Below are 16,105 nucleotides of genomic sequence, written 5' to 3'. Positions count from 1 at the left end.
CGCGTGCACGCTCAACTTTCGCAAGGCTCCGCCGATAATGATGCCGACTCCTATAGAACCTTCCCTGTGATCCTCCACCTGCGGCGGGATTTCCGCCTCGGCATCGTCAAGATGCTGGGGCCGATCACCGCGCTGTTGCTTTGCCTCTATGCGGTGTACCTGGCCATCACCGGTCAGGCGCTGGCCTGCCTGATCACTGCATCGCTCGGTGTGCTTGCGATATGGCGTGGCTGGAAGATGCGCGATGCCGAACGCACCGGCGCCGGCGGCGTGTGGCTGGCATCCATCAATGTCGGCGGCTGTCTGGTCGCCTGCTGGAGCGGCGGCGACGGTGCCCTGCCCTGGTTGTTTCGGTGCTGGCCACCAATTACTTCCTGTGCGGCCCGCGACGCGCCGTGCTGCTGAGCTTGCCGTTGCTGGCGGCGCTGTTGCTGTTGCCGGGCCTGATCGTCAGCCCCGGCCAGGGCGTGTCGACGGTCGTGGTGACGCTGGTGACGCTGGCGGTGGGGTACGCGTTTTCGCTGCGCATGCAGGACGACCGCGTGCATCTGGAAGAGCTGGCCTCGCTGGATGCGCTGACCGGACTGCCCAACCGGCGCATGCTCGAACGTGCGCTCACCCATCAGATCGACCGGCGCCAGCCGCATGAACGGCTCAACAGCCTGATCATCCTGGATCTGGACCATTTCAAGGAAGTCAATGATCTCTACGGGCATGCCGCAGGCGATGCCGCGCTGTCGGATCTGGCCACCATCCTGCGCTTTGAAGTGCGTGAGCCGCATCAGGTGTTCCGCTTCGGCGGCGAAGAATTCGTGGTGCTGTTGCGTGCCGGCTCCCTGCAGGAACTGGAAACGGTCACCGAACGCCTGCGCAAGGTGATCCGCAACGGGCTGCGTGGCCCGGGCGGGCGGATCACCGTGTCGCTGGGCGCGGCGCGCCACGATGGCGAAACGCATTGGCAGGACTGGTTTTCGCGTGCCGATGCGGCGCTGTATCTGGCCAAGAACGGTGGCCGCGACAGCGTGCGGGTGGCCGACTGAGCGCAGCTCGTCGTGTGATCAGCCGGTCAGCAGCCACGCCGACTCTGTGCCCGAGATCCAGGCGCCGTAGTGGCTGACTTCGCATCGGCGCTGCTTCTCTCCACCGGCGCAGCTAAGCGCGACTAACAAGACGTAGCCAGTAGTTGTCTGGTGGTTGCGGAAGGTGCGCAGGAACCAGCACGTACCGGTGGTACATCCCAATTCCGGGCACCAACCGCGCCCGCCCGAAGGCTGCGCAGTGGTGTGCCAGCCGTTCCAGGACGCGTTGGCGCAGCCGAGTACCTGCAGGACGACCTGACGGCCGCCCTGCAGGTCAGCCTCACCGATTGAGCACGGCCACCGGTGCCGCAGGTGCTTCGCCCTGCTTCCAGCCGCCCAGCGCCTTGTACACACCGACCACGCCGACATTGACCGCGGCTTCGGCCTGGGCCAATGCATCGTCGGCGGCCAGCTGGGTGCGTTGCGCGTCCAGCAGAGTCAGGAAGTCTTCCGAGCCCTCGCGGTAGCGGATCTGCGCCAGTTGTTCGGCACGCCGCGCCGCATTGGCCTGCTCCACCACGATCGCCAGGCGCGCCTGCTGGCGGCCATAGCCGATCAAGGCGTTCTCGGTGTCTTCCAGCGCCAGCAACACGGTTTGCTGGTATTGCGCCAACGCGCCGTCGGCCTGCGCCTTGCTGGCACGCAGGCGTGCACGCACGGTGCCGAAGTCGAACGCCGCCCAGCTGATCGACGGGGTGATCGACCAGGCCTTGCCGCTGCCTTCGGTCAGCCTGGCCGCGTCGCCGGACAGGAAGCCGACAAAGCCGCTGACGCTGATGCGCGGGAACAGATCCGCGGTGGCCACGCCAACCTGCGCGGTGGCCGCTGCCAGGCGACGTTCGGCGCTGCGCACATCCGGGCGCTGACGCAGCAAGCCGGCGGTATCGCCCAGCGGCAATGCACGTGCGAACGCGGGCGTGGTGCGCGCCACCAGGGTGGCGTCCAGGGCATTGGGCGCCTGGCCGAGCAGCACCGCCAGGCGATGGCGGTACTGCGCTTCGGCGGTTTCCAGCAACGGAATGTCCGCCTCGATCGCCTTCAGGCGCGCCAGGCTGCTCTGCACATCCAGTTCGCTGCCGGCGCCCAGGTCCCAACGCGTCTGCGTCAGCCGCTGGGTGTCGTGCAGGTTGGTCAGCGTGCGCTTGGACACCTCCAGCTGCTTTTGCGTGCCGCGCAACTCAAAGTAATTGCGCGCCACTTCGGCAGCGACGGTGACCTGCACGTCGAGCAGGCCGGCCTGCTCGGCTTCCAGATCCGCACGCGCCGCTTCCGAGGCGCGTCGCTGGCGGCCGAACAGATCCAGCTCCCAGGCCGCATCCAGGCCCAGGGTGGTCTGTTCGGTGAGGAAGCGCTGGTTGCCGGCAACCACCTGCTGTTGTTCGCGTCGATCGAAGCTGCCCTGCGCGGTGATGTGCGGGGCCTGGTCGAGGCGACGCTCGACGAACACCGCGCGTGCCTGCTTGACGCGCGACACGGCGATGCGCAGATCGTGGTTGGCGAACAAGGCATCGCGCACCAGTTGTTCCAGCACCGGGTCGTCGAACTGCGACCACCAGTTACCGACCGGCGATTCGCCGCTGAAGGCCGCATCCTGCGCGCCCTGCAAGGTCACCGCGGCCGGCGGGTCGGGCCGGTAATCCGGCCCCACCGCGCAGCCGCTGAGCACCAGCGCGGCCAGTGCCACGCTCAGGAAGTTTCTTACCATGGCAACACTTCTCCCAGATGCGTAAAGCTGCCGGTGGCGCCGTGCGCGTCGAGCAATGCCATCTGCACGCTGCTGTGCGCGCCCTGCTCCACTTCGATCTCGCCGCCGCCGCCGTTCATGTCGGTTTTGACGTAGCCCGGATGCACGGTGTTGACCTTGATGGCGGTGTCGCGCAGCTCATGGGCCAGGTGCACCGTCCAGCTGTTGACCGCGCTCTTGGAGGCATCGTAGGCGGGAATCTTGAAGTCGTAGATCGGCGAACCGGGCTGGGTATGCAGGGTCAGCGAGCCAAGCATGCTGGACACATTGACGATGCGCCCGGCCAGCGAGCGACGCAGCAGCGGCAGGAATGCCTTGGTGACGCTGACGACCGCGAACAGGTTGGTGTCGAAGGTGCGCTTCCACACCTCCAGGCTCTGCTGCGACGGCGTGCGCTGCATGTCCTCGATCATGATGCCGGCGTTGTTGATCAGGATGTCCAGGTGGCCATGGCGCTGCTCCACCGTGCCGACCGCCGCAGCGATGCTGATGTCGTCGTTGACGTCGAGCTGGATGGCTTCCACCGGCAGGCCTTCGGCCTGCAGTTTGAGTGCGGCGGCGACGGCATCGTCGCGCTTGCGCCCGGCCAGCAGCGTATGCACGCCGGCCTGGGCCAGTTGCCGAACGGTTTCCAGGCCGATGCCGCGGGTGGCGCCGGTGACCAATGCGATCTTGTGGTTGCTCATTTCAATGTCCTTGTACTGCGAATGGGGATTGGGAACGACGCACTCACGCCTTGACGTGATCGTGCGCAACAGTGGCCGGTGCAGCGGCTTCGCGACGCGTCACCCACTTGCGCAGCGCCACGTAGAACACCGGGGTCAGGAACAGGCCGAACAAGGTCACACCGAGCATGCCGGCGAACACGGTGATGCCGGTGACCGAGCGCACTTCGGCGCCGGCGCCATGCCCGAACACCAGCGGCACAGTGCCGGCGATGAAGGCGATGGAGGTCATCACGATCGGACGCAGACGCAGGCGGCAGGCTTCCAGCGCGGCGTCGACGATGCCCTTGCCGTGCATTTCGAGTTCGCGGGCGAACTCCACGATCAGGATCGCGTTCTTGCACGCCAGGCCCATCAGCACCACCAACCCCACCTGCACGAACACGTTGTTGTCGCCGCCGGTGAGCCACACACCGAACAAGGCCGACAGCAAGGTCATCGGCACGATCAGGATCACCGCCAGCGGCAGCGTCCAGCTCTCGTACAACGCGGCCAGCACCAGGAACGCCAGCAACACCGCCATCGGGAACACGATCAGCGCCGAGTTGCCCTGGGTGGATTGCTGATAGCTCAGGTCGGTCCACTCGATGTTCATGCCGTTGGGCAACACCTTCGGCGCCATGCCGGCCAGCGTCTGCATCGCCTGGGTGGAGGAGAGCACGCGCGGGTCCGCTTCACCGATCAGGTCGGCCGCCGGGTAGCCGTTGTAGCGGATCACCGGATCCGGGCCGTAAGTCTGGCCCAGCGTGACCATGCTGCCGATCGGCACCATCTGCCCGCGATCGTTGCGGGTGCGCAGGTTGGCAATGTCTTCGACGCTGTCGCGGAACTGTCCATCGGCCTGGGCGATCACCTGATAGGTGCGACCGAAGCGATTGAAGTCGTTGATGTAGGACGAGCCCAGATAGGTCTGCAAGGTGTCGAACAGGTTGGTCAGCGGCACGCCCTGTGCCTTGGCCTTGTCGCGATCGACCTTGGCATCGAGCTGCGGCACGTTGGCCTGATACGTACCGATCGGGAACTGCATGCCCGGCGTCTGCGAGATCGCACCGGACATCGCATTGACCGCACTCTGCAACTGGCCATAGCCCAGGCCGGCGCGGTCCTGGATGTACAGCGAGTAGCCCGAGCCCTGTCCCAGGCCCAGGATCGGCGGCGGCATGAACGCAAACGCAAAGCCCTGCTGGATCTGACTGATGCGTGCGTTGATCTCCGCGTTGATCTGCGCCGCAGTGCGGCTGCGCTGGCTGAACGGCTTGAGCGTCAGGAACACCGTGCCGGTATTGGGCGTGTTGGTGAACTGCAGCGGGTTCAGGCCCGGGAACGCAATCGCGTGGTCCACGCCTTCGGTCTGCAGCGCGATCTGGGTGATCTGACGGATCACCTCATTGGTGCGTTCCAGCGAGGCGCCTTCTGGCAACTTGGTACCGGCAATCAGGTACAGCTTGTCCTGGGTCGGAATGAAGCCGCCCGGCACCACCTTGAACATGAAGCCGGTGACCACCAGCAGCAGCACATACACCGCGAACACCGCGCCACGCTTGCCCAGGGTGCGCGAGACCGCGCCCTGATACTTGTGCGAACTGCTGTTGAAGAAGCGATTGAACGGACGGAACAACCAGCCGAACAAGCGATCGATCAACCGCGACGGGCCATCCTTCGGTGCGTCATGCGGCTTGAGCAGCATGGCGGCCAGTGCCGGCGACAAGGTCAGCGAATTGATCGCCGAAATCACCGTGGAAATGGCGATGGTCACCGCGAACTGCTTGTAGAACTGGCCGGTCACGCCCGACAGGAATGCCATCGGCACGAACACCGCGCACAGCACCAGCGCGATGGCGATGATCGGCCCGGACACCTCGCGCATTGCCTGATGCGCAGCAGCCAACGGGGCCAGCCCTTCTTCGATGTTGCGCTCGACGTTTTCCACCACCACGATCGCATCGTCGACCACGATGCCGATCGCCAGCACCAGGCCGAACAGGCTCAGCGTGTTGATCGAAAAGCCCAGCAGGTAGAGCGCGGCGAACGTACCGACCACCGACACCGGCACCGCCAGCAACGGAATGATCGAGGCGCGCCAGGTCTGCAGGAACAGGATCACCACCAGCACCACCAGCAGCACCGCTTCCAGCAGCGTGTGCACCACCGCGCTGATCGAGTCGCGCACGAACACGGTCGGGTCGTACGCAGCCGACCACGCCATGTCCTGCGGGAACTGCTTTTCCAGCTCGGCCATCTTGGCGCGCACCGCATCGGACAATTCGATCGCGTTGGCACCCGGCGACTGGAACACGCCCATGCCGACCGCGTTCTTGTTGTCCAGCTGCGAGCGCAAGGTGTAGTTGCCAGCGCCCAGTTCCAGACGCGCCACATCCGAAAGCCGCACGATCTCGCCGCTGTTGCCGCTGCGGATCACGATGTTGCCGAATTCTTCTTCGGTGGTCAGGCGGCCCTGTGCATTGATCGACAACAGGAAGTCGCTCTTGTTGGGCATCGGCTCGGCACCGAGCTGGCCGGCGGAGACCTGCACGTTCTGCTCGCGGATGGCCGCGACCACGTCGCTGGCGGTCAGCCCGCGCGCGGCGACCTTGTCCGGATCCAGCCAGATGCGCATGGCGTAATCGCCGGCACCGAAGATCTGAATCTGGCCCACGCCCGGCAGGCGCGACAGTTCGTCCTTGACCTTCAAGGTGGCGTAGTTGCTCAGGTACAGCGAGTCGTACTTGCCCTTGGGCGAGGTCAGATGCACGACCATGGTCAGCGTCGGCGACTGCTTCTGCGTGGTCACGCCCTGGCGCCGTACGTCCTCGGGCAGACGCGCCTGCGCCTGACTGACACGGTTCTGCACCTGCACCTGCGCCTGGTCCGGATCGGTGCCCGGCTTGAAGGTCACGGTGACCACCAGCACGCCATCAGAGCCGGCGACCGACTTCATGTACATCATGTCTTCCACGCCGTTGATGGCTTCCTCAAGCGGCGTGGCGACGGTCTCGGCGATGACCTTGGGATTGGCGCCCGGATACACCGCACGCACCTGCACGCTCGGCGGCACCACTTCCGGGTACTCGCTGATGGGCAGCAGCGGCATGGCGATCAGGCCGGCAGCGAAGATGATGATCGACAGCACCGCGGCAAAGATCGGCCGGTCGATGAAAAAACGGGAAAAGTCCATTGGGGTGGTCCTGAAAGAGGTTGCCGCCGGGTGGCGGCGCGGCACAGCGGCCCCGAACCGGCCTTGTTTCAAGGCCGGTGGTCACGGGCGCGATGCAGCGATGAATCAGTTCGAGGCGGTGCGCTTGTCCGGTGCGGCGGCCATGGCCACGGTCTTGGCATCGACCGGCATGCCAGGCATGAAGATCTTCTGCACGCCATCGACCACCACGCGGTCGCCGGCGGCCAGTCCCTTGCGCACGATGCGCAGGCCATCGGCATTGCGGCCCAGCTCGATGTCGCGCCGTTGCGCCTTGCCGTCCTTGTCGACCACGTACACGTACTTGCGGTCCTGATCGGTCAGCACGGCCTTTTCGTCGACCAGCATGGCCTTGAACTGGCCGCTGCCCAGCAACTGCACGTGTGCATACAGGCCCGGCGTGAACTGGCGCTGCGCGTTGTCCAGCACCGCGCGCACGCGGATGGTGCCGGTGCTGCGGGTCACCTGGTTATCCAGGAAATCCACGCGCCCGGTATGCGGGAAGCCCTGTTCGCCGACCAGGCCGATGCGCACCGGCAACTCGCCGCCGCGCGCATCCGGACGCTCGCCGTTGCGGGCCATCTGCGAATAACGCAGGAAGGTGCCTTCGTCGGCATCGAAGTACACGAACACCTTGTCCAGCGACACCAGCGTGGTCAGCACGCTGGCGCTGTCGCTGGCGGTGACCAGATTGCCGGCGGTGACCATCGCACGCCCGGCGCGGCCATCGATCGGCGCACGCACGCGGGTCCAGTCCAGGTTGAGCTTGGCGGTATCCAGCGCGGCCTGTGCGGCCAGCAGATCGGCATCGGCCTGATCGGCGGCAGCGCGGCGCTGCTCCCAGGTCTCGGTCGAAATGGCCTGCTGATCGGACAATTTGCGGGCGCGTGCCGCTTCGCTGCGGGCCAGCGTGGACTGCGTGCGTGCACGCACCAGCGCGGCATTAGCACGCGCGAATTCGGCACGGTAGCTACGGTCGTCGATGCTGAAGAGCACATCGCCCTTCTTCACTTCGGCGCCTTCGACGTAGTTGACCTTGTCGATGTAGCCGGACACGCGCGGGCGCAGCTCGACGCTTTCCACCGGCTCGATGCGGCCGCTAAATTCGTCCCACTGGCTGATCTCCTTCAGCACCACCGGGGCGACGCTGACGCTGGGCGGCGGCGGCGCGCCGGTCTCGGCAGCCTTGCTGCCGCAACCGGCCAGCACAACCGCGAGTACGGCGCCCGTCAATACAGTACGCAAAGGAAAACGGAACGGGGTGGCGTTCGGGGTCATGGGGAAATCTCTCGGGTGGGGATGGGAAAATGCAGACCGGCGAGCCGGTCGGCCGAAGGAGCGGCGTGCAGACGACGGCTGACGGTCACGATGGCTTGCCCGGGCTGGCCAGGCCCGGCGATCAGCGAAACTGCGGCACGGCCGACATCCACGGCGCGGATCCATTCCGGACACGCGTCCTTGGCACGGCCCGGCGTACACACCGGCTGCTCGACCGACAGCAGGTGCACGCGGACGCCGAGCGGCTTGGCCTCCTCGTGCAGGACCTGGGCGAGCATGCGGGTGGCGGCAGCGGCAATCGAGGTATCGCCGTGCGCGGCCCAGGCACGCAGCGCGCAGGGGCTGCCCAGCAACAGGTAGCGGCCGCCGCCCTCGGCCTCGGCCAGCAGCGGCAGCAGATGCCGCGCGGCCGCCAGGTGCGGCAGCACATCGCGCTCGATGCGGCGACGCAGCGCAGTGACCGGGCGGTCCAGCAGGCGGCCGGCCTTGAGCGGGCTGCCCACGCTGGCGATCACCGCCGCCAGCGGACGCGGGCGCTGGGCCAGTTCGCCGGCCAGCGCCTGCGCCGAAGCGTCGTCGGCGACCGAGCCCTGCAAGGTTTCCAGCAGCGGTGTATTGCCATGCTGCGCGCGCAGCGCGTCGAGCTTGGCGGCGTCGCGTCCAATCACCAGCACCGGCATCCGGGCATCGAGCAAGGCGGCGACGATACCGGCGCCGACATTGCCCGCGCCGCCAATGACGGCCGTCTCGGATTGGACCATCCCGGTCATGGGACTTTCACTCCCGACATCGGGACAATTCCGCGCTGCGCCAGACGCGCCGACAGTCCAGTCCGCTGTTTCGGAGCGCCGCCGGCCTGACGCCGGGGCGATGCCGAAAAAGCGCGCGAAACGCCGGCACGCGGGCTTCTCGCCGTGGAAACCACTGGATCGAAGGCACCTTCGATGGCGCTACGCGATGTCGACGACAAGCCGAAAACATTGCACAACCACATGGCCGTGCTCCTGCATGGAGGGGATGCCGCATAAGTTAGGCTCCAAACCAGCACTTGATTAGTCCGGATTTAGGGGAATAATCGTCCCGTAAGCGGTCTAATCCCTCCTGACCCCCGGAAGGCAGTCCCCATGACTCACGATCTCAACGACACCCTGATCTTCGTCAAGGTGGTCGAACAAGGCAGCTTCATCGCCGCCGCCAACGCGCTTGGTCTGCCCAAGACCACCGTCAGCCGCAAGGTGCAGGAACTGGAAACCCGCCTGGGTGCCCGCCTGCTGCACCGGACCACCCGCCGCATCGGCCTCACCGAAGCCGGCTCGGTCTATCACGAACATTGCCAGCGCATCGCACGCGAACTGGAAGAGGCCGAGAGCGCCGTCGGGCAATTGCAGTCCGGCCCGCGCGGCTGGTTGCGCTTCACCGTGCCCTACTCGCTGGGCATCACCTGGATCGCACCGTTGTTGGGCGAATTCCATGCGCAGTACCCGGAAATCCAGCTGGACATGCATCTGGGCAACGAGAAACTGGACCTGATCGGCGGCGAAGCCGATCTGGCACTGCGCGTCGGCGCGCTGCCCGACTCCAATCTGGTGGCGCGCAAGCTCGGCAGCCTGCGCACGCAGGTCTTCGCCAGCCCGTCCTACATCGAGCGCTATGGCGAGCCGCTGCATCCGGACGAGCTGCAGTTCCATCGCACGCTGGCGCTGCGCAAGAATCGCAACGTGCACAACAACCGCTTTTTCTGGTCGCTCAGCGACGGCAGCGATGTGCGCGATTTCCCGGTCAATCCGTTGATGGTGGCCAACGATCCGGCTGCGCTCAATGGCGCGGTGTTATGCGGCGAAGGCTTGCTGTTGACCGGCGATGTGATGGCCAAGCCGTTCGTGCAATCGGGTCTGGTGCGCCGGGTGCTCGCGGGTTGGACCGGGCCGGAGGTGGACTTCAACGCGGTGTTCGCGGGCGGCCGCCTGGTTTCGCCGAAAGTGCGCGCCTTCGTGGACTTCCTGGTGACGCGGATGAACTTCGATGCGGACTACATGATGGCGCAGTGCCCTGCGCGTCTGGCGGCACAAAAAGCCGACAACGATGCAAAGATCGAGGTCGGCGCAGAGGCGGAACTGCGTGCCGAAGGCAAGCGCATCCTGGAAAACGTCACGGCGTAGTCCGCACTCGAATAGTCGCATAACGGAGCACCCTTCTCCCCCTCGGGAGAAGGTGTCCGAATGGCGGATGAGGAGGCCTTGCCCGTACAAGCGAAAACTTCCTGGCTGCTACAAATCCCGAATCCCGAATCCCGAACTTCTGCAGCAGTGTCGAGGCCATCCAGCGCCGGTACTTTTGTCGTGGCGAAGTCACCATACCGCTGTCGACCGATGCAATCTTGAAGCGACCGCGCGCGCGAGCTTTAGCGTGGTCTGGAGATCCGAAGCTGCGTTGGTCAACGCCTAGCGATAACGTCCAGCTGCAATTCAAAAGACCAGTTGGTCGAGTGCGCGGTGCCCTCACCGCTTGCGGGACACGCCGTGAATCCGTCCGTGGAGGCTCCTCGGCGGCATCCATGCCGCCGAGGGTCCCGCAACCGGCAAGGACACCGCACCAGAGAGTTGGTCGGCTGCTTTTTTAAGGATTGTTACTCGGCTTGCGATAGCAGATGCGACGTTTGTAGCTTGCGTGTTGAAAGCCCGTTTGTTGCCCGGCTTGCGACGGGAAAATGGTGAGAGGTTGATCGAACACTTAGTGCTCCGAACAACGTACGGCATGCCTTGCTTGCAACCACGCACACCGACCATCCCGACAGGTCCTTGCCCGCCCACTGTCGCGGGACCTTACGCGGCATGGATGCCGCGTAAGAGCCTACAGGGACGTACTTGCGGCGTGTCCTGCGATGGTGGGCGGGCAAGGGCCCTGCAAAAAACCCGCAGATCGGCAGCTTTCGCACTCGACGCATCCCACCATCCAATCACCACAAAGGCGACCAAAACCCGAACTTCTGCGGTGATGGAATGTTCAAGCCGGTTAGCCAAGGTCGCGATGCTCTCCCCTCGCTTCTTCATGCACGCCGTGAATCCATCCACAGAAGGCTCCATGCCGCCCATGGATCCCGCAAAACCGCAATGGCACCGCACCCGCCAAAACAGCAATCAAGAGACTGACGCGTCGCACTTGATCAAAAAAATCGCAGCGCAAAAAAAACAGGCCGCTTTCGCGGCCTGTCTTGGTTACTCATCGCGGCTCGTCAGTCGACTCGCCACGATTCAGTGCGGCAGACTCAACGCATGCCCGTGTTGTTCCCGGCACCCTCCGAGCGCAGCGGGATCAGGCGGATTTCGACGCGGCGGTTCTGTGCGCGGCCGGCATCGGTGCTGTTGTCGGCGATCGGGTAACGCTTGCCGGCGCCCATGGTTTCCATGCGCTCGCGCTGCACGCCTTGTGCGGTCAGATACTGCGCGACCGCACCGGCGCGCTCTTCGGACAGACGCTGGTTGACCGCGTCGCTGCCGACGCTGTCGGTGTGACCGACCACTTCCACCATGGTCTGGTTGTACTCGCGCAGTGTGGACGCCACGCCATTGAGCGCGCTGTAGAACTGCGGCTTCAATGCAGACTTGCCGAAGTCGAAGGTGATGCCGTCGGGCAGGTTCAGGGTGATGTTGTCGCCCTGACGCTGCACTTCGATGCCGGTGTTGGCGGTGCGCTCACGCAGTGCGCGCTCCTGGCGATCCTGGTACTGGCCTACCGCCGCGCCGCTGAGCGCGCCGATGCCGGCGCCGACCATCGCATGCTGACGGCGCTCGGTGGCGCTGTCGCCGGTCAGCAGACCAGCGGCCACGCCGATCGCGGTGCCGATCAGCGCATTGCGGCCGGTGCGGTTCTGCTGTTGGGTCTGCTCGCCGTACTGGTCGCGCTGCACATACGAGCCGCCGGTGGCGCAGGCGGACAACGCAATGGCGCTGGCCAGGGCAACGGCAAGGCTCTTGGTGGCTGCTGGGGACATGGTGTTCTCCTGTGGCCGGACCATCCGGCACTCAATCGTGTCGGCGAGGATAAACAGGCCAACGCGACTGGCGCATGATGAAACCGACCTTCAATCGCATGTAGCTAGTGCTGCATTCAGGAAAACGTTTTCTGCTTGGACAGCGGCATGCCTACGCGCAACGCATTTGCTGACCTGCGAAACAAGCGTTCCAGCGCACGCATGCAACACCTCAGCCTTCCAGAAGAAAACGCGCAGACGCGAGCATCAGGTGACCACGCAATCAGGATGTCGCTCGCCCTGCCGCACGCTTAGCCGCGCGTCTTCGCATACGCCGCCAGTGCCGCATCGCGGCCTTCGGCCAGGCCGATGATCGGCGTGCGCGGATACTCCGGTGCCAGCCGCGCCAGCGACAACGGATGCAGCCACGGCGCGAAGCGTTCCTTGACCGCAAGCTTGCCGAGCTCAGGTACCCAGCGCGTGATGTAGGCGGCCTGCGGATCGAACTTCTCCGCCTGCGTGACCGGATTGAACACGCGGAAGTACGGCGCCGCATCGGCACCGGTACCGGCCACCCATTGCCAGCCGAGCGTGTTGTTGGCCAGGTCCGCATCCACCAGCGTGTCCCAGAACCAGCGCGCGCCTTCGATCCAGTGCACGCGCAGATGCTTGCACAACAGGCTCGCCACGATCATGCGCACGCGGTTGTGCATCCAGCCGGTGTGCCAGAGCTGGCGCATGCCGGCATCGACGATCGGAATGCCGGTGCGGCCCCGCTGCCAGGCCTGCAACGCGACCGGGTCCAGCTTGGCCCAGTCAAAGCCTTCGAAACGCGGGTTGAGATTCTGGTTGGTGGTGTCGGGAAAATGGTGCAGCAGGTGATACGCAAAATCGCGCCAGCCAAGCTGGCGGATGTAGCCGTCGATCTCGGCACCGTTGCGTGCATTGCGATTGGCTTCCAGCGTGCTGGCGATCCGCCACGGCGCGATTTCGCCGAAGTGCAGATGCGGCGACAACTGTGAGGTGCCGATCCGGTCGGGCCGGTCGCGGTTTTCGCGATACCCGGACAGCGCGCCGTCGATGAAGATTTCCAGCATCTCGTGCGCGCCCGCCTCGCCGGGCTGCCAGTGCTCCCAGAAGCCTCCATCCCAGTCCAGCGCAGGCAGCAGCCGCAGCGTGTCCAGCGCAGCGCTCTTCAATTGCGCAGGCAGCGGCGGCAGGCTGCGCGGTGCCGGCACCGCAGCCGGCAATTGCAGCTGCGTAAGCGCATTGCGCCAGAACGGGGTGAACACCTTGTACGGGCCGCCCTGCTGCGTCGTCAACTGCCACGGTTCGAACATCAGTGCGGAGTTGCAGCTCTGCACTTCGATCCCGCGCTCGCGCAGGCTGCGCTTGATCTGCGCATCGCGCGGCTGCGTGGCCGGCTCGTACTTGCGGTTCCAGTACACCGCCACCGCCTTGGTCTGCGCGATCACCTCATCCAGCACCTGCGCGCTGTCACCGGCGCGAATCACCAGACCACTGCCGAGCGCGCGCAGGGCCGCATCCAGCGCCGCGAGCGAGCGATGCCGCCAGCTCCGCGAGGCGGCGCCCGGCGTCCACTCGCCCTCTTCGTGCGGCGCATCGATATACAGCGGAATCGGCTGGTGCCCCGCATCCAGCGCAGCCTGCAAGGCCGGGTTGTCCTGCAGGCGCAGATCGCGACGGAACCAGACGATGGCGTAGGACATACAAGCTCGGCAGCGGCGATGAGGCGCGCAGCATAAGCCAGCAGATGCAAGGATGGCGCGATGCCGTAGCGACGGATTGCCGCCCGGCATCACGCAGGAGGTTTATTCGAAACTGCCCACCGAATCGTGGGCCAGATTGTCGAATCGGGTGTATTCGCCGAAGAATTTGAGCTTGCACGACCCGGTCGGCCCACCGCGGTGCTTGCCGATGATGATCTCGGCCAGGCCCTTGTCCGGCGAATTTTCCTTGTTGTAGTAGTCGTCGCGATAGATGAACACGATCATGTCCGCGTCCTGCTCGATCGCGCCGGATTCGCGCAAGTCGGCCATCACCGGGCGCTTGTCGGTCCGTGTTTCCAGCGAGCGGTTGAGCTGCGACAACGCGATCACCGGCACGTTGAGCTCTTTGGCCAAGCCCTTGAGCGAACGCGAGATTTCCGAAATTTCGGTCGCGCGGTTTTCGCTGTTGCCCGGCACAGACATCAGCTGCAGGTAGTCGATGACGATCAGGCCCAGGTCGTGTTCGCGCTTGAGTCGGCGGCACTTGGAGCGCAGCACTTCCGGCGACACGCCCGGCGTGTCGTCGATGAAGATCTTGGTTTCCTTCAGCATCTTGATCGCGCCGGTCACACGCGCCCAGTCCTCGTCTTCCAGCGCGCCGGTACGCAAGCGTTGCGCATTGATGCGGCCATTGGACGAGATCAGGCGCATCGCCAGCTGCGATGCCGACATTTCCATCGAGAATACCGCCACGCCCTTCTTGGATTTGATCGCGGCGTATTCGGCGATATTCAGCGCAAATGTGGTCTTGCCCATTGCCGGACGCGCGGCCAGGATGATCAGGTCGGTCGGCTGCAGGCCGGAGGTCATCGCGTCGAAATCGTTGTAGCCGGTCGGCAGGCCGGTGATGTTGCCGCCGTTTTCGAAACGGCTGCGCAATTCCTCGAAGGCGTCCTTCAACGCGCCCGGCATCGCCACGAAGTCGGTACGCCCGCGCGCGCCGGCCTCGGCGATCTTGAACACCGCCTTTTCCGCCGACGACAACAACTCCACGCTTTCGCGGCCCTCGGGCTGGAAGCCGTCGTTGACGATGGTGGTGCCGACCTCGATCAGCTGCCGCAACACCGCCTTGTCGCGCACGATCTCCGCGTATGCGGCGATATTGGCAGCCGAGGGCGTGGTGCTGGCCAGCTCGATCAGGTACGCGCCATCGCCGACCTGCTCCAGCTTGCCCTGCGACTCGAACCACTCGCCCAGGGTTACCGCGTCGAAGGGGCGGTCCTTTTCGTTCAGTTCGCGAATCGCGCGGTAGATCAGCCGGTGATCGCGGCGGTAGAAATCGTTGTCGGTTAGCTGGTCATTGACCCGATCGAACGCGTCCGGCGCCAGCATCAACCCGCCGAGCACGGCCTGCTCGGCCTCGACCGAATGCGGCGGTACCCGCAACTGGTCAAGCCGCGGCTCGGGACGATCGTAATCGTCATCGTCGCGATCGCGATTGCGCTTGGAACGGAAACCAGGACGAGCAGCCATGGACAAACAGACCTGACACAAGGGAGACGAGGGCAGGAAGCATAGTCATCGGCGGCGCCGACGACCATGCACAACTCTGTGGATAACTGGTGGACAGCCGGTGCATCACCGTTCTACGCGGCGACTGTCGCAACCACCGAGACGCTTGCTGCGCCTGGGTTTGCGCCGCATTACCGGTGCCGGTTGACAGCTGTCTCCAGGCCCAACGCCGCTGTGGTCAACTCAGTGCTTGGACTGTTCGACCAGGCCCAGGAAGGCGTCGACGAAGCCCTGCAGGAACTTGCGGCTGTCGGCATTGGCAACCTGGTCGTCGGCACCAAACAGACCCTCCTTGTACTGCAGGAAGACTTCCGGCTGGCCAAGCACCCGCATGTCCAGATACGACAGCACATTGCGCAGGTGCTGCTGCGCGGTGGCGGTGCCGATCGCCCCCACCGAGATGCCGACCACGGCGGCCGGCTTGCCCGCAAACGCGCTGTCGCCGTACGGGCGCGAGCCGGTATCGAGGGCGTTCTTGAGCACGCCGGGAATCGAGCGATTGTACTCCGGGGTCACGAACAGCACCGCGTCAGCCGAGCGGATCTGTTGCTTCAGCCGTGTGCCCTCTGCCGGGTAATCCCCATCGTGGTCCTGGTTGTACAGCGGGATGTCGCCGATCTCCACGTACTCGAACACGGCCTTGTCGCCGGCCAGATGCTCCAGCGCGCGCGCCAGTTGGCGGTTGTAGGACGCTGCACGCAGGCTGCCGACCAGCACGGCGATGGTGATCTTGCTCATGGGGGAACGCTCCATTGGGGGAATCAGCGCCCGACTCTAGTCAGCCTGGCGCTCAGACCCGGTGAAGCGCGGCTGC

The 16,105-nt window shown here is 65.1% G+C and carries 11 protein-coding genes, 1 other RNA gene and 1 pseudogene; 2 read left to right on the top strand and 11 right to left on the bottom strand.

The features are described from left to right. The first annotated feature begins 66 nt into the window (after positions 1-66). Positions 67-1,040: pseudogene (locus XARJCFBP2528_RS01790) on the top strand (GGDEF domain-containing protein). A gap of 120 nt (positions 1,041-1,160) precedes the next feature. On the opposite strand, the gene XARJCFBP2528_RS21845 reads toward XARJCFBP2528_RS01790, so the two are convergent. From XARJCFBP2528_RS21845 to XARJCFBP2528_RS23785, 7 genes are all read right to left on the bottom strand, one after another. Then, a non-coding RNA gene (locus tag XARJCFBP2528_RS21845) (sX9 sRNA) lies at positions 1,161-1,236 on the bottom strand. Between the two features lie 123 nt (positions 1,237-1,359). Next, on the bottom strand, positions 1,360-2,784 hold the full coding sequence (locus tag XARJCFBP2528_RS01785) for an efflux transporter outer membrane subunit (protein WP_026064912.1): 1,425 nt from the start codon (positions 2,782-2,784) through the stop codon (positions 1,360-1,362). Continuing rightward, the gene (locus XARJCFBP2528_RS01780; RefSeq protein WP_016904913.1) at positions 2,778-3,509 is read right to left on the bottom strand and encodes an SDR family oxidoreductase; all 732 of its coding nucleotides are present in this window, start codon (positions 3,507-3,509) and stop codon (positions 2,778-2,780) included. The genes XARJCFBP2528_RS01785 and XARJCFBP2528_RS01780 overlap by 7 nt, the downstream gene beginning before the upstream one ends. Positions 3,510-3,552: 43 nt before the next feature. After that, on the bottom strand, positions 3,553-6,723 hold the full coding sequence (locus tag XARJCFBP2528_RS01775; protein WP_039520435.1) for an efflux RND transporter permease subunit: 3,171 nt from the start codon (positions 6,721-6,723) through the stop codon (positions 3,553-3,555). Between the two features lie 105 nt (positions 6,724-6,828). Beyond that, positions 6,829-8,019 carry an efflux RND transporter periplasmic adaptor subunit gene (locus XARJCFBP2528_RS01770; protein ID WP_026064872.1) on the bottom strand — a complete coding sequence of 397 codons (1,191 nt, stop codon included), beginning with the start codon at positions 8,017-8,019 and terminating at the stop codon, positions 6,829-6,831. After that, positions 8,016-8,789 carry an SDR family NAD(P)-dependent oxidoreductase gene (locus XARJCFBP2528_RS01765; protein ID WP_046342206.1) on the bottom strand — a complete coding sequence of 258 codons (774 nt, stop codon included), beginning with the start codon at positions 8,787-8,789 and terminating at the stop codon, positions 8,016-8,018. Before XARJCFBP2528_RS01765 ends, XARJCFBP2528_RS01770 begins: the two co-directional genes overlap by 4 nt. Then, the gene (locus XARJCFBP2528_RS23785) at positions 8,786-9,013 is read right to left on the bottom strand and encodes a hypothetical protein (protein ID WP_080591423.1); all 228 of its coding nucleotides are present in this window, start codon (positions 9,011-9,013) and stop codon (positions 8,786-8,788) included. The genes XARJCFBP2528_RS01765 and XARJCFBP2528_RS23785 overlap by 4 nt, the downstream gene beginning before the upstream one ends. A gap of 130 nt (positions 9,014-9,143) precedes the next feature. Here XARJCFBP2528_RS23785 and XARJCFBP2528_RS01760 point away from each other — a divergent pair, with 130 nt between their 5' ends. Further along, positions 9,144-10,178, top strand: coding sequence for an XC_2801 family transcriptional regulator (locus XARJCFBP2528_RS01760; RefSeq protein ID WP_016850355.1), 1,035 nt, complete (start codon positions 9,144-9,146; stop codon positions 10,176-10,178). 1,106 nt (positions 10,179-11,284) lie between these two features. Here the strand turns inward: XARJCFBP2528_RS01760 and XARJCFBP2528_RS01755 are convergent. From XARJCFBP2528_RS01755 to XARJCFBP2528_RS01740, 4 genes are all read right to left on the bottom strand, one after another. After that, positions 11,285-12,010 (bottom strand): YiaD family glycine zipper/OmpA-like lipoprotein, encoded by a 726-nt coding sequence (locus tag XARJCFBP2528_RS01755; protein ID WP_016902719.1) that lies wholly within the window; start codon positions 12,008-12,010, stop codon positions 11,285-11,287. 290 nt (positions 12,011-12,300) lie between these two features. Next, positions 12,301-13,719: a cryptochrome/photolyase family protein gene (locus tag XARJCFBP2528_RS01750; protein WP_047124239.1), complete on the bottom strand. Its 1,419-nt coding sequence runs from the start codon at positions 13,717-13,719 to the stop codon at positions 12,301-12,303. A gap of 102 nt (positions 13,720-13,821) precedes the next feature. Then, the gene (locus tag XARJCFBP2528_RS01745) at positions 13,822-15,252 is read right to left on the bottom strand and encodes a replicative DNA helicase (protein ID WP_016902717.1); all 1,431 of its coding nucleotides are present in this window, start codon (positions 15,250-15,252) and stop codon (positions 13,822-13,824) included. Between the two features lie 222 nt (positions 15,253-15,474). Next, a complete protein-coding gene (locus tag XARJCFBP2528_RS01740) occupies positions 15,475-16,029 on the bottom strand; it encodes an NADPH-dependent FMN reductase (protein ID WP_047124238.1) in 555 nt (184 codons plus the stop codon). Between the last annotated feature and the right edge of the window lie 76 nt (positions 16,030-16,105).

It is taken from the genome of Xanthomonas arboricola pv. juglandis (assembly GCF_001013475.1).
In the GTDB taxonomy this organism is placed as follows: domain Bacteria; phylum Pseudomonadota; class Gammaproteobacteria; order Xanthomonadales; family Xanthomonadaceae; genus Xanthomonas; species Xanthomonas arboricola.
The sequence above is the reverse complement of the archived record's forward strand: the minus strand, read 5'-3'. Positions and strand labels throughout refer to the sequence as shown.

What these genes read in the sequence shown, in the direction of transcription:
- XARJCFBP2528_RS01785 (WP_026064912.1), bottom strand. Translation starts at nt 2,784, where the DNA reads ATGGTAAGAAACTTCCTGAGCGTGGCACTGGCCGCGCTGGTGCTCAGC.
- XARJCFBP2528_RS01780 (WP_016904913.1), bottom strand. Translation starts at nt 3,509, where the DNA reads ATGAGCAACCACAAGATCGCATTGGTCACCGGCGCCACCCGCGGCATC.
- XARJCFBP2528_RS01775 (WP_039520435.1), bottom strand. Translation starts at nt 6,723, where the DNA reads ATGGACTTTTCCCGTTTTTTCATCGACCGGCCGATCTTTGCCGCGGTG.
- XARJCFBP2528_RS01770 (WP_026064872.1), bottom strand. Translation starts at nt 8,019, where the DNA reads ATGACCCCGAACGCCACCCCGTTCCGTTTTCCTTTGCGTACTGTATTG.
- XARJCFBP2528_RS01765 (WP_046342206.1), bottom strand. Translation starts at nt 8,789, where the DNA reads ATGACCGGGATGGTCCAATCCGAGACGGCCGTCATTGGCGGCGCGGGC.
- XARJCFBP2528_RS23785 (WP_080591423.1), bottom strand. Translation starts at nt 9,013, where the DNA reads ATGTGGTTGTGCAATGTTTTCGGCTTGTCGTCGACATCGCGTAGCGCC.
- XARJCFBP2528_RS01760 (WP_016850355.1), top strand. Translation starts at nt 9,144, where the DNA reads ATGACTCACGATCTCAACGACACCCTGATCTTCGTCAAGGTGGTCGAA.
- XARJCFBP2528_RS01755 (WP_016902719.1), bottom strand. Translation starts at nt 12,010, where the DNA reads ATGTCCCCAGCAGCCACCAAGAGCCTTGCCGTTGCCCTGGCCAGCGCC.
- XARJCFBP2528_RS01750 (WP_047124239.1), bottom strand. Translation starts at nt 13,719, where the DNA reads ATGTCCTACGCCATCGTCTGGTTCCGTCGCGATCTGCGCCTGCAGGAC.
- XARJCFBP2528_RS01745 (WP_016902717.1), bottom strand. Translation starts at nt 15,252, where the DNA reads ATGGCTGCTCGTCCTGGTTTCCGTTCCAAGCGCAATCGCGATCGCGAC.
- XARJCFBP2528_RS01740 (WP_047124238.1), bottom strand. Translation starts at nt 16,029, where the DNA reads ATGAGCAAGATCACCATCGCCGTGCTGGTCGGCAGCCTGCGTGCAGCG.